We start from the raw sequence: 22,413 nt of genomic DNA on the forward strand, positions 1-22,413 counted from the left end.
GGCCGGCAATGCCGCGCCCGGGGCGGGTCAGGCCGAGGTCAGTGCGGGGTCCGCCTGCGCCGGTACGTCCGCGGTCGCCCGAGGCCGCTCGCGCAAGGACAGCGCGACCCGCAGGACCGCGATCCACACCAGGCAGGACCCGAGCATGTGGACGCCGACCAGAACCTCCGGCAGGTCCGTGAAGTACTGGACATACCCGATGACACCCTGCGCCAGGAGCACCAGGAACAGATCCCGGGTGGCCCGCAGCGGACCGCGCGGAGCGTCCACCGCCTTGAGTACGAACCACAGCGCGAAGGTCAGCGTGACGACGATCCAGGCGAGCACCGCGTGCGCCTTGCTGACCATCTCCCAGTCGACCGGCATCCGCGCCACGTCGCTCGAGTCACCCGCGTGCGGCCCGGCACCCGTCACCACGGTGCCCACCATGATCAACAGGACGGTCACCGCGACCATGACCCGCACCAGCTGGCGGATCGCGTGGCCGACCAGCGGCCGGGGCTCGCCGTCGCCCTCCCGGGTGCGCTGCCACATCACCGTGGCCACCGCGATCAGCGCGGTCGACAGGAGGAAGTGGGCGGCGACGGTGTACGGGTTGAGGCCGACCAGGACGACGATGCCGCCGAGCATGGCGTTCCCCATCACCAGCCAGAACTGCGTCCAGCCGAGCCGGGTCAGACTGCGCCGCCACGGCTTCTGCGACCGGGCCGCGATGATCGCCCAGCCGACCGCCGCACACAGGACGTACGTCAGCATCCGGTTGCCGAACTCGATGACGCCGTGCAGGCCCATCTCGTGGGTGGCTGTCAGGGATTCGTCGGTGCACTTGGGCCAGGTCGGGCAGCCGAGCCCGGAACCGGTCAGGCGGACCGCGCCGCCGGTCACCACGATGACGACCATCATCACCAGCGCGCCGGCCGCCGCGCGCCGCACGACGGCGGGGCTCGGGGTCCAGCGTTCGGCGATGTAGGCCAGCGGATTGCGCAGGCCCTGCGCAGCGTCGGTACGGGTCAGCTGAGGCACGGCCCCATGCTAAGCGGGTCCTTGTGCATGAATTCACGCGGGTGGCATCCCGGGACGGACCGTGCCGGACCGCCCGCAGGCCGCCGTGTCACTCCCAGCGGAAGAAGCGCCCTGCGGCGCCGAGTCCCACCACCGCCCAGACGGCGAGAATGCCCAGGTCCCGCCAGGGGAGCGAGGCGCCGTCCTGCAGTACGGCACGCAGGCCGTCCGACAGCGCCGCGATCGGCAGCAGCCCGAGTACCGCCTGCGCGGCGTCCGGGAACTTGTCCAGCGGGACGATGACGCCGCCGCCGACCAGAAGCAGCAGGAAGACCAGATTCGCCGCGGCCAGCGTCGCCTCGGCCTTCAAGGTCCCCGCCATCAGCAGGCCGAGCCCGGAGAACGCGGCGGTACCGGCGACCAGGAGCAGCAGGACCGCGAACGGACTGCCGTGCGGTGACCAGCCGAGGGCGAAGGCGATCACGGTGAGGAGCGCCACCTGCAGGACCTCGGTGACCAGGACGGCCAGGGTCTTCGCGGCCATGAGTCCCCAGCGTGGCAGCGGAGAGGTGCCGAGCCGCTTGAGGACGCCGTAGCGCCGCTCGAAGCCGGTCGCGATGGCCTGCCCCGTGAAGGCCGTCGACAGCACGGCGAGGGCGAGGACGCCGGGGGTCAGGAAGTCCACCGGCTCGCCCGAGCCGGTGTCGACCACGTCCACGGTCGAGAAGAGGACCAGGAGGAGCGAGGGGATCACCACGGTCAGCAGCAGCTGTTCGCCGTTGCGGAGCAGCATCCGCGTCTCGAGGGCGGCCTGCGCCGCGATCATGCGGCCCAGGGGCGCGGCACCGGGCCGCGGGGCGTAGGTTCCGGCACTCATGAACGCAGCTCCTTGCCGGTCAGCTCCAGGAAGACGTCCTCCAGGGTGTGCCGTTCGACCGCGATCCGGTCCGGCATCACGCCGTGCTGCGCGCACCAGGAGGTCACGGTGGCCAGCAGCTGCGGGTCGATACTGCCGCTGACGCGGTACGAGCCCGGGGTGAGCTCGGCGGCCTCGGTGTCCATCGGCAGCGCCTTGAGCAGGCCCGCGACGTCGAGGCCCGGCCGGCCGCTGAAGCGCAGGGTGTTCTCGGCGCCGCCGCGGCACAGCTCCTCGGGGCTGCCCTGGGCGATCACCCGGCCCGCGTCGATGATGGCCACGTCGTCGGCCAACTGCTCGGCCTCGTCCATGTGGTGCGTGGTGAGGATGACCGAGACACCGTCCGCGCGCAGATCGCGTACGAGATCCCAGGTGGCCCGGCGGGCCTGCGGGTCGAGACCGGCGGTCGGTTCGTCGAGGAAGACCAGGGCCGGGCGGCCGACGACCGCCATGGCGAGTGCGAGCCGCTGCTGCTGTCCGCCGGAGAGCCTGCGGTAGGCCGTACGGCCGCAGGAACCGAGGCCGAGACGGTCGATGAGCGCGTCGACGTCCAGCGGGTGGGCGTGCAGACGGGCCATGTGCCGGAGCATCTCGTCCGCGCGGGCACCGGAGTACACGCCCCCGGACTGCAGCATCACGCCGATCTGCGGGCGAAGGCGTGGCGCGTCCGCGATCGGGTCGAGGCCGAGCACCCGCACCGCGCCGGCGTCGGGCCTGCGATAGCCCTCGCACGCCTCGACGGTGGTGGTCTTACCCGCGCCGTTCGGGCCGAGCACGGCGGTGATGCCCTGCCCGGCCGTGAGGTCGAGGCCGTCGACGGCGGTCTTGCTCCGGTACCGCTTCACCAGGCCGCGTACCTGGACGACGGGCTCTTCACGCATGCCGCGAAGTCTAGGTACGCGGTACGAGGCCCTGGAACACCGGCCCCGGCCGCCCTTGCCGTAGCCCCGTGGCGGCCAGGAAATTAGGTGACCCTAAGTGATCGACGACACCGGAGCGGAATGAGACGCGGGTTGTCGCGGCCGGAGGAATTACGCAACAATGGCGTTGTGAAAAACGTTGGCGAGGCTCGGGAGCTCCCCAGGAGCACCCCTCAGGACGAACTCGGGACCGGTGAGCGCTCCACGCGCAACCGTGTCGCGCGCTCCATCCTGGACCACGGGCCGTCCACCGTCTCCGAGCTCGCCGGGCGCCTCGGCCTCACCCAGGCCGCAGTCCGCCGGCACCTCGACGCACTGGTCACCGACGCCGTGGTCGAACCCCGTGAGCAGCGCGTCTACGGTGCGCGCACACGCGGCCGCCCGGCCAAGGTGTTCGCCCTGACCGACTGCGGCCGGGACGCCTTCGACCAGTCCTACGACAAGCTGGCCGCCGAGGCCATCGGCTGGATCTCCCGGTCGGCGGGCGGCGGCGAGGCGGGCGAGGCCGCGGTAGCCGCCTTCGCCCGCGCCAGGTTCGCCGCCCAGGCCGAGGAGTACCGGCGGATCATCGACGCCGTTGCCCCCGAGGAGCGTGCGATGGCCCTGGCCAAGGCACTCTCGGCCGACGGGTACGCTGCTACTGCGCGTAGCGCACCGGGCCGGCAGCAGGGTGAGCAGCTGTGTCAGCACCACTGCCCGGTCGCTCATGTGGCCGAGCAGTACCCGCAGCTCTGCGAGGCGGAGACCGAATTCTTCGGTTCGCTGCTCGGCACCCACGTGCAGCGACTGGCCACCATCGCCCACGGGGACGGCGTGTGCACCACGTTCATTCCCCGTACCGAGTCACAGCCCGACACCAAGACCACCACTGCAAGCACGGCCGGGAGGAACCCCGCATGACTCTCCCCATCGAGGAGACGGCGCACCCTGAGCTCGAGGGCCTGGGCAAGTACGAATACGGCTGGGCCGACTCCGACGTCGCTGGTGCCGCTGCCAAGCGCGGTCTGAGCGAGGCCGTCGTCCGCGACATCTCGTCCAAGAAGGACGAGCCGGAGTGGATGACCAAGCTCCGCCTCAAGGGCCTGAAGCTCTTCGAGAAGAAGCCCATGCCGAACTGGGGCTCCGACCTCTCCGGCATCGACTTCGACAACATCAAGTACTTCGTACGGTCCACCGAGAAGCAGGCCCAGTCCTGGGAGGACCTGCCCGAGGACATCAAGAACACCTACGACAAGCTCGGCATCCCGGAGGCGGAGAAGCAGCGCCTGGTCGCCGGCGTCGCCGCCCAGTACGAGTCCGAGGTCGTCTACCACCAGATCCGTGAGGACCTGGAGGAGCAGGGCGTTCTCTTCCTGGACACCGACACCGCGCTCAAGGAGCACCCGGAGCTCTTCAAGGAGTACTTCGGCACGGTGATCCCGGTGGGCGACAACAAGTTCGCCTCGCTGAACAGCGCGGTCTGGTCCGGCGGCTCCTTCATCTACGTGCCGAAGGGCGTGCACGTGGACATCCCGCTGCAGGCCTACTTCCGGATCAACACGGAGAACATGGGCCAGTTCGAGCGGACGCTGATCATCGTCGACGAGGACGCCTACGTCCACTACGTCGAGGGCTGCACCGCGCCGATCTACCAGTCGGACTCGCTGCACTCCGCGGTCGTCGAGATCATCGTCAAGAAGGGCGCCCGCTGCCGCTACACGACCATCCAGAACTGGTCGAACAACGTCTACAACCTGGTCACCAAGCGCGCCGTGGCCTACGAGGGCGCGACCATGGAATGGGTCGACGGCAACATCGGCTCCAAGGTCACCATGAAGTACCCGGCCGTCTACCTGATGGGCGAGCACGCCAAGGGCGAGACCCTGTCCATCGCCTTCGCGGGCGAGGGCCAGCACCAGGACGCCGGCGCCAAGATGGTCCACATGGCCCCGAACACCTCGTCCAACATCGTCTCCAAGTCGGTGGCGCGAGGCGGCGGCCGTACCTCGTACCGCGGCCTCATCGAGATCGGCGAGGGCGCACCCGGCGCGAAGTCCAACGTGCTGTGCGATGCGCTGCTGGTCGACACCATCTCCCGTTCGGACACGTACCCCTACGTGGACGTCCGCGAGGACGATGTGTCGATGGGGCACGAGGCGACCGTCTCGAAGGTCTCCGAGGACCAGCTCTTCTACCTGATGAGCCGTGGCATGACCGAGTTCGAGGCGATGGCGATGATCGTGCGCGGCTTCGTCGAGCCGATCGCCAAGGAACTGCCCATGGAGTACGCCCTCGAGCTCAACCGGCTGATCGAGCTGCAGATGGAAGGCGCCGTCGGCTGACCGTCGGCCACCCTTCGCAGCAAGCCACTTCGGTACAAGAAAGCGAGCACTACGACAGCCATGGCTGAGGCTCAGAATCTCTCGGTGGGCTCCACCACCGCCGGCGCGGTGGCGGTGGCCGCCGAGTCCACCGTCGCCACGCGCATGAGCGCGCCCCCGTCCTTCGACGTCGCCGACTTCCCGGTCCCGCACGGCCGGGAGGAGGAGTGGCGCTTCACCCCGCTCGAGCGGCTCAAGGGCCTGCACGACGGCACGGCGAAGGGCGACGGCACGCTGAAGGTCGACATCGCCGCACCCGACGGCGTGACCGTCGACGCGGTCGGCCGTGACGACGAGCGCGTCGGCAAGGCCGGCACCCCCGTCGACCGGGTCGCCGCCCAGGCGTACTCGGCCTTCGAGAAGGCCACGGTCGTCTCGGTGCCCAAGGAGCAGGTGCTCACCGAGCCGGTGCGGGTCACCCTGCACGGCGAGGGCGGCACCACCTACGGCCACACCGTCTTCGACGTCGGCGCCTTCGCCGAGGCCGTCATCATCATCGACCACACCGGTGACGCCGTCCGCGCCGCCAACGTCGACTTCCTGGTCGGCGACGGCGCCAAGCTCACCGTGGTCTCTGTGCAGGACTGGGACGACACTGCCGTGCACGTCTCCCAGCACAACGCCCTGCTCGGCCGCGACGCCTCCTTCAAGTCGGTCGTCGTGACCTTCGGCGGCGACGTGGTCCGCCTGCACCCGCGCGTGCAGTACGCCGGCCCCGGCGGCGAGGCCGAGCTCTTCGGCCTGTACTTCACGGACTCCGGCCAGCACCAGGAGCACCGCCTCCTGGTCGACCACAACGTCCCGCACTGCAAGTCCAACGTCGTCTACAAGGGCGCGCTGCAGGGCGAGGACGCGCACGCCGTATGGATCGGTGACGTCCTCATCGAGGCCGCGGCCGAGGGCACCGACACCTACGAGATGAACCGGAACCTGGTTCTCACCGACGGTGCCCGGGTCGACTCGGTGCCGAACCTCGAGATCGAGACCGGCGAGATCGTCGGCGCGGGCCACGCCAGCGCCACCGGCCGGTTCGACGACGAGCAGCTCTTCTACCTGATGGCCCGTGGCATCCCCGAGCAGGACGCCCGCCGGCTCGTCGTGCGCGGCTTCTTCGCCGAGCTCGTCCAGCAGATCGGTGTCCCGGACATCGAGGAGCGCCTGATCGGCAAGATCGAGGATGAGCTGGAGGCGTCCGTCTGATGGCATTCGTACGCGCCTGTGGACTCGGTGACCTCGAGGACGACACCCCGAAGCGGGTGGAACTCGACGGCACACCGGTCTCGGTCGTCCGTACCGAGGGCGAGGTGTTCGCGATCAACGACATCTGTTCGCACGCGAACGTCTCCCTCTCCGAGGGCGAGGTGGAGGACTGCCAGATCGAGTGCTGGCTGCACGGCTCCAGCTTCGACCTCCGCACCGGCAAGCCGTCCGGCCTTCCCGCGACGCGCCCCGTCCCCGTATACCCCGTAAAGATCGAAGGGGACGACGTGCTCGTCTCCCTCTCCCAGGAGTCCTGAGGCAACCCATGGCAACGCTTGAAATCCACGACCTGCACGTCACCGTCGAGGCCGACAACGCCACGAAGGAGATCCTCAAGGGCGTCGACCTGACCGTGAAGCAGGGCGAGACCCACGCCATCATGGGCCCGAACGGCTCCGGCAAGTCGACGCTCGCCTACTCCCTCGCGGGTCACCCCAAGTACACGATCACCGGCGGCACCGTCACCCTCGACGGCGAGGACGTCCTCGAGATGACCGTCGACGAGCGCGCACGCGCGGGCCTCTTCCTCGCCATGCAGTACCCGGTGGAGGTCCCCGGCGTCTCCGTCTCCAACTTCCTGCGTACCTCGGCCACCGCGATCCGCGGCGAGGCGCCCAAGCTGCGTACCTGGGTGAAGGAGGTCAGGGAGACCATGGAGCGGCTCAACATGGACCCGGCCTTCGCCGAGCGCAACGTCAACGAGGGCTTCTCCGGCGGTGAGAAGAAGCGCCACGAGATCCTTCAGCTCGAACTGCTCAAGCCGAAGATCGCGGTCCTCGACGAGACCGACTCCGGCCTGGACGTGGACGCCCTGCGCACCGTCTCCGAGGGCGTCAACCGCGTCCGCGAGAGCGGCGAGGTCGGCACGCTCCTGATCACGCACTACACGCGCATCCTGCGCTACATCAAGCCCGACTTCGTGCACGTCTTCTCGGCGGGCAAGATCGTCGAGTCCGGCGGCGCCGAACTGGCCGACGAGCTCGAGGCCGAGGGCTACGAGAAGTACACGAAGGGTGGCGTATCCGCGTGACTGTGGCCCACCAGGGGCTCTCCGGCCTCCTCGACACCGAGGCGATCCGCAAGGACTTCCCGATCCTCGACCGGGAGATCCACGACGGCAAGAAGCTCGTCTACCTGGACAACGCGGCGACGTCCCAGTCGCCGCGCCAGGTGCTCGATGTCATCACCGAGTACTACGAGCAGCACAACGCCAACGTGCATCGCGGTGTCCACGTCCTCGCCGAGGAGGCCACGGCGCTCTACGAGGGCTCACGTGACAAGGTCGCGGAGTTCATCAACGCGCCGAGCCGCGACGAGGTGATCTTCACCAAGAACGCCTCGGAGTCGCTCAACCTCGTGGCCAACATGCTCGGTTGGGCCGACGAGCCCTACCGGGTCGACCACGAGACCGAGATCGTCATCACGGAGATGGAGCACCACTCCAACATCGTCCCGTGGCAGCTGCTCTCGCAGCGCACCGGCGCGAAGCTGAAGTGGTTCGGCCTCACCGACGACGGCCGTCTCGACCTGTCCAACCTGAACGAGGTCATCACGGAGAAGACGAAGATCGTCTCCTTCGTGCTCGTCTCGAACATCCTGGGCACCCACAACCCGGTCGAGGCCATCGTGCGCCGCGCCCAGGAGGTCGGCGCCCTGGTGTGCATCGACGCCTCGCAGGCCGCGCCGCACATGCCGCTCGACGTGCAGGCGCTGCAGGCCGACTTCGTGGCCTTCACCGGCCACAAGATGTGCGGTCCCACCGGCATCGGCGTGCTGTGGGGACGCCAGGAGCTGCTCGAGGACCTGCCGCCGTTCCTCGGCGGCGGCGAGATGATCGAGACCGTGTCGATGAACTCGTCGACCTACGCGCCCGCGCCGCACAAGTTCGAGGCTGGTACGCCCCCGATCGCGGGAGCCATCGGGCTCGGCGCGGCCGTGGACTATCTGAACTCGATCGGCATGGAGCGGATCGCGCAGCACGAGCACGCGCTCACCGAGTACGCGGTGAAGCGGCTGCTCGAGGTCCCCGATCTGAAGATCATCGGCCCTGTCACGGCCGAGGACCGCGGCGCGGCGATCTCCTTCACGCTCGGCGACATCCACCCGCACGACGTGGGCCAGGTGCTCGACGAGCAGGGCATCGCCGTCCGGGTCGGACACCACTGCGCACGGCCCGTCTGCCTGCGGTACGGAATTCCTGCGACCACGCGAGCGTCGTTCTATCTGTACTCCACGCCGGCCGAGGTCGATGCCCTGGTCGACGGCCTGGAGCACGTACGGAACTTTTTCGGCTGAGGGACTGGGCTGACAGGTGAAGCTGGACTCCATGTACCAGGACGTGATCCTGGACCACTACAAGCACCCGCACGGGCGCGGTCTTCGCGACGGCGACGCCGAGGTGCACCACGTCAACCCGACGTGCGGCGACGAGATCACGCTGCGGGTGAAGTACGACGGCTCGCGCATCGAGGACGTCAGTTACGAGGGCCAGGGCTGCTCGATCAGCCAGGCCAGCGCCTCGGTGCTCAACGAGTTGCTCGTCGGCAAGGAGCTGGACGAGGCCCGTCGGATCCAGGACGTGTTCCTGGAACTGATGCAGTCGAAGGGCAAGATCGAGCCGGACGACGCCATGGAGGAGACACTGGAGGACGCGGTCGCGTTCGCCGGGGTCTCCAAGTACCCGGCCCGAGTGAAGTGTGCCCTGCTGAGCTGGATGGCGTGGAAGGACGCGACGGCCCAGGCCCTCGGCGAGGGCCGTGACAACGCTGTGAGGAACACCGCATGAGCGACGAGACCGCGACGCTGAAACCCGCTTCCGAGGAAGAGGTCCGTGAGGCCCTCCTCGACGTCGTCGACCCCGAGCTGGGTATCGACGTCGTCAATCTGGGCCTGATCTACGGCGTGCACGTGGACGAGGCCAACATCGCCACGATCGACATGACGCTCACGTCCGCGGCCTGTCCGCTGACCGACGTCATCGAGGACCAGGCGAAGTCCGCCACCGACGGCATCGTCAACGAGCTCCGGATCAACTGGGTCTGGATGCCGCCGTGGGGCCCCGACAAGATCACCGACGACGGGCGCGAGCAGCTGCGCGCGCTCGGGTTCAACGTCTGAGACGGACAAGTCCGCGATGCGGTCGCCCCCAGGGGTGACCGCATGGGGCCCTGCACCGATGCCGGTGCAGGGCCCGACGTGTTTCCCGGTCCGCGTGCGGTTCGCCCTTGCACGCGACACCGGATGCGACGCCCGGTAGAAAGGGCCCATGAGGCTCGAACGGGGCGAACACACTGGCGGGCACCGCGACCCGATCGAGGGACCCGTGGTCAGGACGCGATCGGGCGCGGTGCGCGGCCGCCACGAGACGGCCCAGGGGCGGGCGGGGAGTCCGGCCGAGGCGCGGATCGCCGTTTTCCGCGGGATCCCGTACGCCCGGCCGCCGCTCGGTGCCCTGCGCTTTCGGCCCCCGGAGCCGGTCGAGCCCTGGGACGGCGTCCGGGACGCGGGGTCGTTCGGGCCGACCCCGCCCAAGCTGCCGTACGCGCCGGCCTTCGCCGAACTGCTCAGCGACCCGGCGATTCCGGGCGACGACTGGCTCACCGTCAACGTCTGGACCCCCGACCCGTCCCCGGCGGCGCGGCTGCCGGTCATGGTGTGGATCCACGGTGGCGCCCTCACCCGGGGTTCGTCGGCGGTCCCCGTGTACGACGGTGCCGCCTTCGCCCGCGACGGCGTGGTCCTGGTGTCGCTCAACTACCGCCTGGGCGTGGAGGGTTACGGCCTCTTCCCGGACGCGCCGGCCAACGCGGGCCTGCGCGACCAGCTGGCCGCGCTGACCTGGGTGCAGGAGAACATCGCGTCCTTCGGCGGGGATCCGGCCGCCGTGACCGTCTTCGGGGAGTCCGCGGGCGCCATCAGTATCGGCGCGCTCCTCGGCAGTCCTGCCTCCCGCGGGCTTTTCCGCCGTGCCGTGCTGGGGAGCGGCGCGCCGGAGGCCGTGCCGTGGGACGCGTCCCGCCGGATGGTGCGACGGATGGCCGGGCAGCTCGGTGTGCCGGCCATCGCACGGGCCTTCGCCGCGGTGGATCGCGCGCGGCTGCTCGCGGCCCAGGGACGGGCCGGGAAGTACGGGAGCCCGCTGCTCGGCGGACCACGGTTCGGGATCGTCGTCGACGGCGACGTGGTGCCGCGCGACCCGCTGGACGCACTGCTCGACGGCTCGACGGCGAGGGACGTGGACCTGCTCCTGGGGTGGACCGGTGACGAGCACCGCCTCTGGCTCTCGCCGACCGGACTCGGGGACCGCATCGGCCGGCTCGGACCGCTCGCCGATGTGGCCGTGGCGCTGCGCTGCGGCGTAGGTCCCCGCGTGCCGCGCGGCTATCGGGAGGCCCTGCCCGCGGTCCCGACCGGCGACCGCATCGGCGGGCTGGTCACCGACCATCTGCTGCGCCGCCCGCTGCGCGCCCTCGCGGACGCCCGGATCGGCCGGACCCCCGCCCATGTCTACGAGTTCGCCTGGCCGTCCGGAATCGCCGGACTCGGCGCCTGTCACGCCCTCGAACTGGGCTTTGTCTTCGACACGTTGGGCGCCCCGGAGGCCGAGATGCTGACCGGGCCGGGCGCCCCCCAGGCCCTGGCCGACACGCTGCACGGTGCGTGGGTCCGGTTCGCCGCCTCGGGCGATCCGGGCTGGCCGGCCTGGGACTCCTCGCATCCGGTCCGGGTCTTCGGCGGTGACGGACCCGAGGTGGTTCACGGCCTGCGCGACCGGGAGCTGGGAGCGTGGGGGAGTCCGGTGAGCGCCTCGGCCGGTGGGCCGCCGCGCTCCGGCAGGCCTCAGCGCGGCGCCGCCGACTCGGCCAGCGCGTCGGCGAGGCCCTCCGTGCGGATGCGCCGGTCCACGTAGAGCAGTGTGGTCACCAGCTGGACGAAGGCGGCAGCGACCAACTGCACCACCCAGCTGACCAGCAGCACGACGACGAAGGCGATGCCGAGGTCCGGCACCATCCGGGCGTAGATCTCGGAGACGTCGGGCTGGGTGCTCGCGTCCGGTTGGTACGCCACCGGGTCGGGTCCTGCGAGCATCAGCGGCAGCTGCATCGCGTACATGGCGATGGCGGCCATCGCCATGGTGAGCAGCAGGATGCCGAACGTCCGCCACCAGGCGCCGCGGATCAGATGGGCGGAACGCCGGATCGCGCGCAGCGGACCTGCGGATTCCAGTACGGCCGCGGCCGGAGCGAGACTGACCAGCACCATCAGCCAGACCGCCAGCGGCACCAGGACGAGCAGGAGCAGGAACAGCAGCCCGACCGGGAAGGTGCTCTCGCCGAGCGAGGCCACGGACAGGACCATGCCGACCATCAGCAGCGCGAACACCACGATCACGGCCAGCATCATCAGGTACATCAGGAACGTCACGCCGAGCACGGCAGGAGTGCGCCGCCAGGCCTTCCGCCAGACCGCGCCGAACGTCGTCCGCCGCCCGACCACGGCGTGCTCGACGACCGTCGGGCTTGCCGCCATGACGAAGGAGTTGACGATCAACGAGGCGAGCATGGTCACGCCCCAGGTCACGGCCAGGGTGCCGAGGCCGGTTCGTACCTCGGCCCACGAGGGCGCGTCTCCCGACTCCAGCAGATCGCTGAGCGACCGGCGCAGATCGTCGCCCAGGAACGCGTACACGAGGGCCAGCAGGCCGATGCCGAGGGCGATCAGCGCGGCGTAGGCGACGGCGGTCACGCCGAACAGCGGTCCGGCGTACCGGCGCAGGGTGGCGAAGGCGCCGCCGTAGATGTGGTTGATGCCGAGTGGTGCGAGCGGTATGACACCGGGCTTCGGCGGAGGCGGCGGGGGTGGAGTCATCCCCCAGAACGGTCCGTACGGACCAGGAGGTCCGTAGTGATTCTGGGGTCCCCACCCTGAGTTGTGCGACATGGCGGGTCATATTAGGCCACGCGTTCGGCTGCCGGTGGGCCGGTCCTGGCACGGGTGCGGCCGATCCGTGCATCGTTGTGTACAGGTGTACGCAACGATGTGTACTCTCGTACGTATGCCATACGGACTGCTGGCCGCGGCCATCGCGGCGGAGGTCGCCGGCACTACGGCGATGAAGTACAGCGAAGGCTTCACCAGGCTGTGGCCCTCGCTCGGCACGGTCGCGGGATACGTCCTGGCGTTCACGATGCTCGCGCACGCCCTGAAGTCCATGCAGGTCGGCACCGCCTACGCGATCTGGGCCGGCGTCGGCACCGCCGCGGTCGCCGTGATCGGCGTGATCTTCCTCGGCGAGAGCGCGAACGCCGCCAAGCTCGCCGGGATCGCCCTGGTCATCGGCGGCGTCGTCCTGCTGAACCTGGGCGGTGCGCACTGATGGCCAGGCGCTACGACCCGGAGCGGCGGCAGCGGATCATCGACGCGGCGATCCGGGTGGTCGGCCGCGCGGGCATCGCGGGGCTCACCCACCGCTCCGTCGCCGCCGAGGCGGACGTGCCGCTCGGCTCCACCACGTACCACTTCAAGGATCTCGACGATCTGATGGTGGCCGCGCTCCGGCAGACCAACGAGGGCTTCGCCAAGGCGGTCAGGAGTCAGGGCGCCTTCGAGGACCCCCGCCGCGACCTCGCCGAGGAGCTGGCCCTCGTGACGGCCGAATGGCTCGGTGGCGAGCGCGCGAGCACGGAGCTGGAGTACGAGCTCTACCTGGCCGCGCTGCGCCGGCCCGCGCTGCGCCCCGTCGCCGCCGAGTGGTGCACGGAACTCTCCGACCTGCTCGCCCAGCGCACCGACGCCGTCACGGCCTGCGCCCTGGTCGCCCTCGTCGACGGCATCTGCCTGCAGGTCCTGCTCACCGGCAGCGACTTCGACGAGGCGTACGCGCGGGAGATGTACGGGCGGGTGCTGCGGGGCTGAGCGGGCCGCCCGGACGGTGAGACCGGTTCGCCTCGGCCGGTGCGGGCCGGTTAGGTTGGCGCTCATGACCGACACGACTGCTACACGCACCACCGGCGCCGCCGCTGCCGGGCTCGCCACCGTCGCCGCCGACGGCACCGTCCTCGACACCTGGTTCCCCGCCCCCGAGCTCTCCGAGGCCCCCGGCCCGGCGGGCACGGAGCAGCTGACCGCCGAGCGCGCGGCCGAACTGCTCGGCGCGGGCGCGGCCAAGGCCCTGCGCGAGGACGAGCTGCGCGGCGTCCGCATCATCGCGGTCCGTACGGTCATCGGCTCGCTGGACGACAAGCCGCTGGACGCGCACGACGTGTACCTGCGTCTGCACCTGCTCTCGCACCGCCTGGTGAAGCCGCACGGCGTGAACCTGGACGGCCAGTTCGCCTTCCTGCCCAACGTCGCCTGGACCTCGCTCGGCCCCGTGGCCGTCGACCAGCTCGAGACGGTCCGCCTGAACGCCCGCGCCGCCGGACTGCACCTGTCGGTCACCAGCGTCGACAAGTTCCCGCGGATGACGGACTACGTGGCGCCGAAGGGCGTCCGTATCGCCGACGCCGACCGTGTCCGGCTCGGTGCGCACCTCGCCGAGGGCACCACGGTGATGCACGAGGGCTTCGTGAACTTCAACGCGGGCACGCTCGGCACCTCCATGGTCGAGGGCCGGATCTCCGCGGGCGTCGTCATCGGCGACGGCTCGGACATCGGTGGCGGCGCCTCCACCATGGGCACCCTCTCCGGCGGTGGCAAGGAGCGCATCGTGATCGGCGAGCGCTGCCTGATCGGCGCCGAGGCGGGCATCGGCATCGCGCTCGGCGACGAGTGCGTGGTCGAGGCCGGCCTCTACGTCACGGCCGGCACCCGGATCACGATGCCCGACGGCGAGATCGTCAAGGCCCGCGAACTCTCCGGAGCCGACAACATCCTCTTCCGCCGCAACTCGGTCACCGGCGCCGTCGAGGCCCGCCCGAACAACGCGGTCTGGGGCGGCCTGAACGACGTCCTGCACAGCAACAACTGATCACTGGCGGCCGCGAGGTGCGGCCGCCTGCTCGACCGGGACCTCGAACTGCCGCTGGAACGGCGGCAGTTGGACGGGCCGGTCACCGATGAGCGCTCTTCCGCGGTCCAGGCCCGGCAGGGCGCTCGGGCGTGCGTGGGGCCTGCCGTGCCGCCTGTCCCCGGGTGCCGAGTTGCGCAGTCCGGCCGCGGCGTGCTCCGGCTCGGATCCCCATCCCGGCCCAGGCCGCCAGCGCGGGCACAACCCCCCTCACGGCTCCCTCGCTCCAGGAGTCGCCGAGAATCCAGGCCCCTGCTGCTCCGCCCACTACGGCGCAGGGCACCAGCGAGGCCGAGACCGTCAGTACGCGCGTCCACATGCCCAGAGTGTGCCTGTCCGTCGCTGCGGCGCACAGCGGGTCGGGTCAGGCGGTGGTCAACTGCTGGTGGGCGGCGACGAGTTCGTGGGTGCGGTCCGGCGAGGCCGGGCGCAGGGGTGGGCGGGGTGGACCTGCGGGGAGGCCGAGGGCGTCGAGGAGCGCCTTTGCGGTGACGGTGCCGGGTAGGCCCGCGGACATCATCAGGTGGATCAGGGGCAGGGCGCGACGCTGCAGGAGCGCCGCGTGTGCGGTGTCGCCGGCGTCGAAGGCGTCCAGGACGGCACGGAGCCGGGCCGGTGCGGCGTTCGCGACCGTGCTGATGAAGCCGGCACCGCCGAGTGCGTACAGCGGCAGGATGTACTCCTCGCAGCCCGGGTAGTACGCCAGGTCGCTGCCGGCCATCACTCGCTGGGTGCCGAACAGGTCGTAGGCGCAGTCCTTCACGCCGACGATGCGCGGGTGTTCCGCCAGGCGCAGCAAGGTGTCCGGCTCGATGCGGGTTCCGGTGCGGCGCGGGATGTCGTAGAGCAGCACCGGCAGGCCCGTCGCGTCCGCGACGTCCGTGAAGTGCGCGGCGACCGCGTCCTGCGGCGGACGTGTGTAGTACGGCGTGACGACGAGCAGCCCGTCCGCGCCCGCCTGCTCGGCCGTCCGCGCCTGCTCGACGGTGTGCGCCGTGTCCGCGCTGCCGATTCCGGCGACCACGGTGGCCCGTTCGCCCACGGCCTCGGACACCGCGCGGACGAGCGTGGACCTCTCGCTGTCGTTCAGAGTGGCCGACTCGCCGGTGGTGCCGGACAGGACCAGGCCGTCGCAGCCCTGGTCCACGAGCCGCATGGCGAGCTGTTGCGCGCCGTCCGTATCCAGGTCCAGTGTCTCGGTGAAGGGCGTGATCATCGCGCAGAGGGCGCGGCCGAAGGGTGGGTTCATGTCGACAGTGTCGGTCTTCCGGTTCTTCAGCTCCACTTAAAAATGCTTCCGTGGGGTGCGTAGCTCTGCTACGAGGTGGAGCGGATCCGAGAGCCGGTCAGGGGCCGAAGCGCACGCCCAGGCCCTCGACGTCCACGGCCGGCGCCGGCCCGTCACCGCTGACCGTGACCGCCGTCAGGCCCTCGCGGTCGCCTTTCTCGAAGTGGACTGCCGCGCCGGGGAGTTGCAGGGAGGAACCCGTCGGTTCGATCCCGATCAGTTCGCCGAGGTCCCGGGCTGCGGCACGGGGGTCGCGCGCCGAGACGACCAGGCCCGTGAGGTCGTGAGGGCCGCGCTCGAAGGCGTCGGGGTCGACCGCGGCGAGCAGTGCGTCGCGCGGCGGGTCGTAGGTGATGAAGAACGGGTGCCACGGGGGTCCGTCCAGGACGAACACCTCGACGAACGACACCCCGTGCTCCGCCAGTTCGACCTCGAACTCGGCGACCTCGTGCCCGGCCGCGCGCAGCCGTGCGGCGGTGGCGCGGGCGTCGTCGACGTTCACCGCGAACGTGATCGCACCCGCCGGGCCGGGCAGTGCCTCGATCGCGGGTCGCAGCAGTTCCACGCCGCGTGCGAAGAGCGAGGTGCGCACGGCCTGCGGATCGGTGACGGTCAGGATCTCGACGTATCGGGTGTCGAGGCGCCAGCCGCCGTTGTGGAAGCCGGGCATCGCCTCGTTGGTGTGCGCGGGGAGTCCGGTGGCGCGGTACGCGGCGACGGCCTCCGGGACGTCGGGCACATAGTGCAACAGGTGGTCGAACGCGGGGTGTTCGGCGGGAGGTGTCATCGAGTAAGGGTACCCTTACTCAACTCCGGACTCTCGGGGATTGACTTCAACCAAGGTTCAAGTCTCAGGATGGCGATCACCGGACGGCAGACCGCCCGTCCCCTCCCGAAACCGAGGAGCCCGCCATGTCCGTACGCACCGATCTCCTGCCCCGTATCGGCAAGCCGGGCGACGGACTCGTCTTCAACAGCACCTGGCGTGTGGGCACCCCCGAACGTCAGCGTGCCGCCGTCGCCCGCACCTGGCGGTCCAGGCCCTGGCCCCACGCGGGGCTGCTCTCCTACAGCGTGTACACCGGCACCGACGGAGACACCCTGATGCACTACTCGCAGTGGCAGGACAACGACGCCTACGACGACTTCGTCCGCACCGGCCGCCCCGACCGCAACGCGGAGATCGACGCGGCGGTCCCCGGCATCGAGCGCGTGGCCCTGTACAAGTACGAGCTGTACCGCCGTGGCGCACCGGCCGACGGATCCCCGCGGCCCGGCTGCATCGTCACCGTGGAGGTGGAGTTCGACGGCCCCGACCATCAGCGGCAGCGCGACTGGGTCGACGCGGTCTTCGACGCGCTGGACGCGGACGAGCCGCTCCCGGGCGGTATCGGAGCCCACTTCCACACCGGTGTCGACGGCACCCGCGTGCTCAACTACGCCGAGTGGGAGAGCGAGCGGGCCCATATCGCGGCACTGGCCGCCCCGGGCCGCGGAGTCGGGTCGGCGACCGACGCCTGGCACCGTGTCCAGCACTTCCCCGGACTGGTCCGCAGCACGGTCAGGCGTTACGTGCCGGCCATCAGTCTCAGCCCTCGGTGAAGCGAGGGCGGGTGCGGCCGGCACCCGCCCTCTCCTCGCCGCATCACGGCCTGAAGCGGAGCACCTGCGGGTCGTGGTCACTGTTCTGCTCGGCGAACTCGGCGTTGATGTGCACGCTGTCGTACGAGAAACGGCCGATCGACGGGCTGGTCAGAATCTGGTCGAGGACCTGGCTGTTGCCCTGGTAGATGTACGAGTACCGCTCGGACCTCGGCAGCGAGGTGACCGCCGCGCGTAGCGCCCCGCCGTCGGTGAGGGCCTCGGTGGTGGCGGAGAACTCGAAGTCGTTGATGTCGCCGAGCACCAGGACGTCGGCGTTCCGGTCGGCCTGAAGGATCTTCTTGGTGAAGGTGTTCACCGACGTGGCCTGCAGCAGACGCTGGGCCTCGGAGACACGGTTCGGCGGCTGGTGGTGCGAGGTCAGCGCCTCGTCGCCGCCCTTCGAGCCGAAGTGGTTCGCGACCACGAACACGCTGCGCCCACGGAAGCTGAACTCGCCCGCGAGCGGCTTACGGCTGTCCTTCCAGGCCGCGTTCGCCGGGTCGATCCGCCCGGGGGAGTGGGTCAGTGCCGCGTGGCCCTTGGAGCGCACCACGTCCGTGGCGGTGGTGGCGTCGCCGCCCGGCCGGTCGGTGAACGACACCCGCTCGGGGTTGAAGAGGAAGACCTGCCGGATGTTGCCGCCCGGCTCGCCGCCGTCCTTCTTGTCCTCGGGGTCGATGCCGCGCCATGCGTACGCGGGACCGCCGGCCGCTTCGATGGCCGCGGTGAACTTCTTCAGGGTGGCCTCGGCGCCCACCGTGCCGTCGTCGGTCGCGCCGTTGTCGTCCTGGATCTCCTCGAGGGCGAGGACGTCGGGACTCGCCAGATTGCGTACGACCGCGTCGGCGAGTGCGTCGAACTTCTCCTGCGGGTCGCCCGCGTCCAGGTTCTCCACGTTGTAGGTGGCGACGGCCAGTTCGCCCTTGCGCTGCGGGCGGGTCCGCTCGCGCTCCAGGCCCTTGCTCTCGAGGGTGACCGGGGTGCGGGCGGTCAGGGTGTAGCCGCCGAACTGGTTGAAGTCCAGCGGACCCTCGGTGCCGCCCGCGAGACGGTCACCGACATCGGCCTTCGGGAACGGCTGCTCGTCGACCGGCGTCAGCGACTGGATCTGCAGCCGTCCGCCGTTCTGCGCCGTGTAGTCGCCGTAGACCGTGCCGCCGCGGCGGTTGCGGTTCTCGCCGGGCTTCACCGTGACCCACAGCTCGTCGTACGGGTCGGTGGCGCCCGTGACCCGGGAGGACTTGACCGTCACGTTCATGCCCTCGAGAGACTCGTAGAAGTCGAGGGCGTACGAACGCGGGCGCAGTGGAAGGGAGTTGATGCTCCCGTCGTCGTCGGGGTCGCCCTCCGGCGCGTAGGCGTCCGGCACCGAGCGGGCGTCGATGACGGCCGCGCGCGGCAGTTCGTTGCCGGAGGAGGACACGGTCACGGTCGGCTTCGTTATCTGGGTGAGCGACTGATTGCCCGATTCGGCGCCGCCGGGCACGTACTCGGTCACCGTGCCCGAGACCCGGACCGCATCGCCCACCGCGACGGCCGGCTTCGCGTCGGTGTACACGAACAGGCCCTCGCTGGTGGCCGGATCGTCGTCCCCGTCGCCGTCGGCCGACTGGATCCAGAACCCGCGCGATCCGTAGTCCCGCACGCCGGTGACGATCCCGGCCACCTCGGACACCTGCTTGCCCGCGTACGGGGACAGACGGGTGGAGCCCTGGATGTCGTGGATGGCAGGGCCCGCCGCCGTGGCGGAGCCGGCACCCGCCGCGGTGAGCAGCCCGGCCGCGAGAGCGGTCGTGACGACGGCGGCGACGGCCGCGGAACGGCCGCCGGGGGTCGTGGACGCGGTGAGAGTACGGCGTGGCATCGAGGGACTCCGTGTGGGGTGAGGGGGGCCTGGGGAGTTCTACGCGCGTCAATCTCTTGTGTGGCCAGGGGAGTTGTCAAGGGACGCGCGATGTACGCGCCCCGACCGGAACATGAACGTCACCGGCGGCGGCCGTCCGGATCGGGAACGTCATGACGGCACGTGCGCGGCCGGCCGTTCCCGGAAGAGGGGATCCCCCGGACCAGTGGGCCGTTTGGGGCGAAATCCGTCTACGCTGGGCCCCGCCCGACCCCGTATGCGCAAGGAGACCCCGCAGATGTCCGCAGAACCAGCGTCCCTGCCGCCGGTGCGGCTGCAGCCCGAGGCGCAGCTGGCCCGCGACGCCCTTGCCTCGCCCCTGCTGGCCAGGGCCGTGCGCATCGCCCGCTGGGCCGGGCCGGAGACCCGGGTCGGGGCCGGCGGGGAACTCGTCGACGAGCAGCTTCCGGCCGCCGCCGCGCACCTGGGCTTCGCCGAGGACGACGAGGACGGCCCGGCGAACGCCAGTGAGGCCTGGCGGGTGGCTGTCGACATCGGACTCGTCGACGTCACCGACGGCGAGGAGGGCGCGGGCGAGGACGGCCAGGACAGCGACGGCACCGTCACGGCGGGCGAGGACCTCGCCGCGGTCACCTCCGGCAGCCCCGAGGACGTGCTCGGCCTCTGGCTCGGCGCCCTGGACACCGTCTTCGCCGACGCCACCGCGCCCGACCTGGAGGACATCCTCGGCGCGATCGAGGACGGCGGCGACATCGACCTGGGGCAGCTCGACTGGGATCCGCAGGCCGAGGCCGACTTCCTGGAGGGCATCCTCGGCAACCTCTACCTGCTCACCGTCGGCGAGGGTGCCACCGGCGAGTCCCCGACGGACGCGGTGCCGCTGCCCGCGCTCGCCGCCTCGATGATCGTGCCCGAGGACATGGGCGAGCCCACGGACGACGTCCTGGAGCAGGTCTCCGACGCGATGATGCGGCTCGACGACCAGTTCCGGATGCTCGAACCCACCGGACTCGTCGAATTCCGCCCGGTGGACGAGGAGTTGATGGCCGAGGCCGGAGACGACCCGGACCCCCTCGACGGGGACGACGAGGACATCTCTCGCTACGGCATGGTCCGGCTCACCCCGCTCGGTCTGTACGGAGTACGGGCCCGCATGCTCGAGGCGGGCGTCGACGCCCCGGCCGTCGGCGACCTCGCCGACAAGGGCGCGGACACGCTGCTCGCCGCCACCGCCGAGTTCCCGCCGGAGGCGGCCCGCGCCGAGACCGAACTCTGGCTCTCCGGCCGCGACCCGCTCACCGCCGCCCGGGAACTCCTGTCCGCGGCACACGGCGACGACGAGGCCGCACCACTGCGCAGGCTCCTCTGCCAGCAGGCGCTGTCACTCACCGGCAGCGCGGCCGAGCCCGCGTTGCGCGAGGTGCTCGACGACGGCCGGCTCGGCGGACTCGCCCGCGTCTGGCTCGCCGAACACGGGGCGTCCGACGTCCCGCCGCCGCCCGAGGAGATGGTGTACTGGCTCACCGTCGACACGGTGGCAGCGCAGCTTCAGGCCGAGGGCAACTCCGAGGAGCTGCAGGGCCTGGTCGAGGGTCTCGCCGAGCAGCACAGCGGCTTCTTCGACATCGCGTGGCGGGTCGACCACCCCGCGACCGCCGACGTGCTCGAGGCCATGGGCCGGCTGCACCCGGACAAGAAGGTCGCCAAGGAAGCCCGCAAGGCGGCGTTCAAGGCCCGCTCGCACGGCGGTCGCTGAGGCGCGTATACGCCGGTACGCCCGGAGTGACTCCCGGACGGGCGGAGGCTGTTGAAGCCTCCGCCCGTCCGTTCCTGCCTGGCCTGCTGCCGTGCCCCCGCCTCAGGTCCGCAGGTACGAGGCCCCGTTCAGGTCCAGGACGGTGCCCGAGGACCATTCCGCCTCCGGTGACGCCAGCCAGCGCACGGCGGCCGCGATCTCGGATGCTTCCGCCACCCGGCCGAACGGGCTCTGCGCGCGGATCGCCTCGCCCTCGGCGCCGCTGAGCCGGTGCGCCACCCGTTCCGTACCGAAGAAGCCGGGAGCCACCGAAGCCACCCCGATCCCGTAGGGCGCGAGCGACACCGCGAGAGACTGCCCGAGCGCGTGCACCGCCGCCTTCGTGGCGCCGTACGCCGGATGGTCGGGCTCGCCCCGGAAGGCGCCGCGCGAGCCGACGTTGACGATCCGTCCGCCACAACCCTGCTCGATCATCCGTCGGCCCGCGAGATGGCTGAGGTTCGCCGTCGCCAGCAGATTGACCGCCACGTGCTGCTGCCACAGCGCCGACCACTCCTCGTACGACGTCTCGGGCAGCGGATGCGGCAGGTTCACCGCGGCGTTGTTGACCAGGACGTCCACCCCGCCGAGGCCGGTCCGCGCCTGCTCGAAGACCTCCCGCGCCCCTGTCGCATCCGTCAGGTCCCCGCCGGCCAGGACGTGGCCGGCGCCGTCGAGGGCCGCCAGGGTCTCCTCGGCGGCGGTGCGCCGCGTCCCGTAGTGGACGGCCACCCGGTCGCCGTTCGCGGCGAAGGCCCGGGCCACGGCGCGGCCGAGACCGCGGGCGGCGCCGGTCACGAGGACGCGGCGGCCGGTAGCTGTGAATGTCATGGTTGTGGGCCCCTCGGTGTACGGAGTGCTTCGGCCGGTTCGACGTTTATACGCGGGCGGGGGCGGCTGTCCCGCATCCGGGTGGGCGCGGTTACCGCGCGGGCCGGCTCGAGCACCGGCCCAAAACCCTTGGCGCCGCTCGGTATCGGCGCCCTAAGGTAATTCTCGTCCAGGTGCGAAGGCAGGACCTACTTCCACTTCTAATGGGGCGGTCGCGGGTTCGAATCCCGCCTCCGGTATTCACGTGCCGGAGTAGCTCAGTGGCAGAGCACCACACAGTCGGTTCCGCCGGCCTTGAACTCTGGACAGCATGAACCTCGTGCACCTCCCGGTGCGCAGGCGGCGGCTACTTCCTTTCCTGAAATGTGCCGCAGCCGTCATGGATCTCGGGAGGTTCGAGCGCGGGGTGCCCGGTGCGAAGGCAACGGTTACTTCACGGTCCGGAAGGCCGCGGGTTCGAATCCCGCCATCGGCCATGGTCGATGCAGCTCGGTGGACGAGCATCCGGCACAAGTCCGTCGCCGC

General features: G+C 70.7%; 22 protein-coding genes and 1 tRNA gene. 15 read left to right on the plus strand and 8 right to left on the minus strand.

Annotated elements, in window-relative coordinates; genetic code table 11:
• Positions 1-27 precede the first annotated feature (27 nt).
• The 3 genes from DSC45_RS11360 to DSC45_RS11370 all read right to left on the minus strand — a co-directional run bounded on the left by DSC45_RS11360 (position 28) and on the right by DSC45_RS11370 (position 2,799).
• A complete protein-coding gene (locus DSC45_RS11360; protein ID WP_205571309.1) occupies positions 28-1,014 on the minus strand; it encodes a COX15/CtaA family protein in 987 nt (328 codons plus the stop codon).
• A 97-nt stretch (positions 1,015-1,111) separates the two neighbouring features.
• Positions 1,112-1,879: an ABC transporter permease gene (locus tag DSC45_RS11365; RefSeq protein WP_119289702.1), complete on the minus strand. Its 768-nt coding sequence runs from the start codon at positions 1,877-1,879 to the stop codon at positions 1,112-1,114.
• Positions 1,876-2,799: an ABC transporter ATP-binding protein gene (locus DSC45_RS11370; protein WP_119289704.1), complete on the minus strand. Its 924-nt coding sequence runs from the start codon at positions 2,797-2,799 to the stop codon at positions 1,876-1,878. The genes DSC45_RS11365 and DSC45_RS11370 overlap by 4 nt, the downstream gene beginning before the upstream one ends.
• 168 nt (positions 2,800-2,967) lie before the next feature.
• Here DSC45_RS11370 and DSC45_RS11375 point away from each other — a divergent pair, with 168 nt between their 5' ends.
• The 9 genes from DSC45_RS11375 to DSC45_RS11415 all read left to right on the plus strand — a co-directional run bounded on the left by DSC45_RS11375 (position 2,968) and on the right by DSC45_RS11415 (position 11,367).
• The gene (locus DSC45_RS11375) at positions 2,968-3,738 is read left to right on the plus strand and encodes a helix-turn-helix transcriptional regulator (RefSeq protein WP_119289705.1); all 771 of its coding nucleotides are present in this window, start codon (positions 2,968-2,970) and stop codon (positions 3,736-3,738) included.
• Complete coding sequence (sufB, locus tag DSC45_RS11380; RefSeq protein ID WP_119289707.1) at positions 3,735-5,159, plus strand: Fe-S cluster assembly protein SufB; 1,425 nt, start codon at positions 3,735-3,737, stop codon at positions 5,157-5,159. The genes DSC45_RS11375 and sufB overlap by 4 nt, the downstream gene beginning before the upstream one ends.
• 60 nt (positions 5,160-5,219) lie before the next feature.
• On the plus strand, positions 5,220-6,398 hold the full coding sequence (gene sufD, locus DSC45_RS11385) for a Fe-S cluster assembly protein SufD (RefSeq protein WP_119289709.1): 1,179 nt from the start codon (positions 5,220-5,222) through the stop codon (positions 6,396-6,398).
• Complete coding sequence (locus DSC45_RS11390) at positions 6,398-6,715, plus strand: non-heme iron oxygenase ferredoxin subunit (protein ID WP_119289711.1); 318 nt, start codon at positions 6,398-6,400, stop codon at positions 6,713-6,715. The genes sufD and DSC45_RS11390 overlap by 1 nt, the downstream gene beginning before the upstream one ends.
• 8 nt (positions 6,716-6,723) lie before the next feature.
• The gene (gene sufC, locus DSC45_RS11395; RefSeq protein ID WP_119289712.1) at positions 6,724-7,488 is read left to right on the plus strand and encodes a Fe-S cluster assembly ATPase SufC; all 765 of its coding nucleotides are present in this window, start codon (positions 6,724-6,726) and stop codon (positions 7,486-7,488) included.
• Positions 7,485-8,753, plus strand: a complete 1,269-nt coding sequence (locus tag DSC45_RS11400) for a cysteine desulfurase (RefSeq protein ID WP_119289714.1) — start codon at positions 7,485-7,487, stop codon at positions 8,751-8,753. The genes sufC and DSC45_RS11400 overlap by 4 nt, the downstream gene beginning before the upstream one ends.
• Positions 8,754-8,769: 16 nt before the next feature.
• Positions 8,770-9,243 (plus strand): Fe-S cluster assembly sulfur transfer protein SufU, encoded by a 474-nt coding sequence (gene sufU, locus DSC45_RS11405; protein ID WP_119289716.1) that lies wholly within the window; start codon positions 8,770-8,772, stop codon positions 9,241-9,243.
• Positions 9,240-9,575, plus strand: coding sequence for a metal-sulfur cluster assembly factor (locus DSC45_RS11410; protein WP_119289718.1), 336 nt, complete (start codon positions 9,240-9,242; stop codon positions 9,573-9,575). The genes sufU and DSC45_RS11410 overlap by 4 nt, the downstream gene beginning before the upstream one ends.
• A 148-nt stretch (positions 9,576-9,723) precedes the next feature.
• Positions 9,724-11,367: a carboxylesterase/lipase family protein gene (locus DSC45_RS11415; RefSeq protein ID WP_119289720.1), complete on the plus strand. Its 1,644-nt coding sequence runs from the start codon at positions 9,724-9,726 to the stop codon at positions 11,365-11,367.
• On the opposite strand, the gene DSC45_RS11420 is transcribed toward DSC45_RS11415, so the two are convergent.
• On the minus strand, positions 11,298-12,326 hold the full coding sequence (locus tag DSC45_RS11420) for a DUF7847 domain-containing protein (RefSeq protein WP_119289722.1): 1,029 nt from the start codon (positions 12,324-12,326) through the stop codon (positions 11,298-11,300). The genes DSC45_RS11415 and DSC45_RS11420 overlap by 70 nt on opposite strands.
• Positions 12,327-12,513: 187 nt before the next feature.
• Between DSC45_RS11420 and DSC45_RS11425 the strand changes: the two genes are divergently transcribed.
• From DSC45_RS11425 to dapD, 3 genes are all read left to right on the plus strand, one after another.
• The gene (locus DSC45_RS11425) at positions 12,514-12,834 is read left to right on the plus strand and encodes a DMT family transporter (protein ID WP_119289724.1); all 321 of its coding nucleotides are present in this window, start codon (positions 12,514-12,516) and stop codon (positions 12,832-12,834) included.
• Positions 12,834-13,373: a TetR/AcrR family transcriptional regulator gene (locus tag DSC45_RS11430; protein WP_119289726.1), complete on the plus strand. Its 540-nt coding sequence runs from the start codon at positions 12,834-12,836 to the stop codon at positions 13,371-13,373. The genes DSC45_RS11425 and DSC45_RS11430 overlap by 1 nt, the downstream gene beginning before the upstream one ends.
• 64 nt (positions 13,374-13,437) lie before the next feature.
• A complete protein-coding gene (gene dapD, locus DSC45_RS11435) occupies positions 13,438-14,427 on the plus strand; it encodes a 2,3,4,5-tetrahydropyridine-2,6-dicarboxylate N-succinyltransferase (RefSeq protein WP_119289727.1) in 990 nt (329 codons plus the stop codon).
• 403 nt (positions 14,428-14,830) lie between these two features.
• Here the strand turns inward: dapD and dapA are convergent, their stop codons facing one another.
• Both dapA and DSC45_RS11445 read right to left on the minus strand, forming a co-directional pair.
• Positions 14,831-15,715 carry a 4-hydroxy-tetrahydrodipicolinate synthase gene (gene dapA / locus DSC45_RS11440; protein WP_119289968.1) on the minus strand — a complete coding sequence of 295 codons (885 nt, stop codon included), beginning with the start codon at positions 15,713-15,715 and terminating at the stop codon, positions 14,831-14,833.
• Positions 15,716-15,812: 97 nt separating this feature from the next.
• Positions 15,813-16,541: a VOC family protein gene (locus tag DSC45_RS11445; protein ID WP_119289729.1), complete on the minus strand. Its 729-nt coding sequence runs from the start codon at positions 16,539-16,541 to the stop codon at positions 15,813-15,815.
• Positions 16,542-16,666: 125 nt separating this feature from the next.
• Here DSC45_RS11445 and DSC45_RS11450 point away from each other — a divergent pair, with 125 nt between their 5' ends.
• Complete coding sequence (locus DSC45_RS11450) at positions 16,667-17,356, plus strand: antibiotic biosynthesis monooxygenase family protein (RefSeq protein ID WP_119289731.1); 690 nt, start codon at positions 16,667-16,669, stop codon at positions 17,354-17,356.
• Between the two features lie 43 nt (positions 17,357-17,399).
• On the opposite strand, the gene DSC45_RS11455 is transcribed toward DSC45_RS11450, so the two are convergent.
• Positions 17,400-19,262 carry an endonuclease/exonuclease/phosphatase family protein gene (locus tag DSC45_RS11455; protein ID WP_119289733.1) on the minus strand — a complete coding sequence of 621 codons (1,863 nt, stop codon included), beginning with the start codon at positions 19,260-19,262 and terminating at the stop codon, positions 17,400-17,402.
• Between the two features lie 277 nt (positions 19,263-19,539).
• Here DSC45_RS11455 and DSC45_RS11460 point away from each other — a divergent pair, with 277 nt between their 5' ends.
• Entirely contained in the window at positions 19,540-21,018 is a 1,479-nt protein-coding gene (locus DSC45_RS11460) for a hypothetical protein (RefSeq protein ID WP_119289734.1), read from the plus strand.
• A 102-nt stretch (positions 21,019-21,120) separates the two neighbouring features.
• Here the strand turns inward: DSC45_RS11460 and DSC45_RS11465 are convergent, their stop codons facing one another.
• Positions 21,121-21,888 (minus strand): SDR family NAD(P)-dependent oxidoreductase, encoded by a 768-nt coding sequence (locus DSC45_RS11465; RefSeq protein ID WP_119289736.1) that lies wholly within the window; start codon positions 21,886-21,888, stop codon positions 21,121-21,123.
• Between the two features lie 166 nt (positions 21,889-22,054).
• Here DSC45_RS11465 and DSC45_RS35680 point away from each other — a divergent pair.
• Positions 22,055-22,120 (plus strand) — tRNA-Arg (locus DSC45_RS35680).
• Positions 22,121-22,413 lie beyond the last annotated feature (293 nt).

The organism is Streptomyces sp. YIM 130001, from assembly GCF_003574445.1.
In the GTDB taxonomy this organism is placed as follows: Bacteria; Actinomycetota; Actinomycetes; order Streptomycetales; family Streptomycetaceae; genus Streptomyces.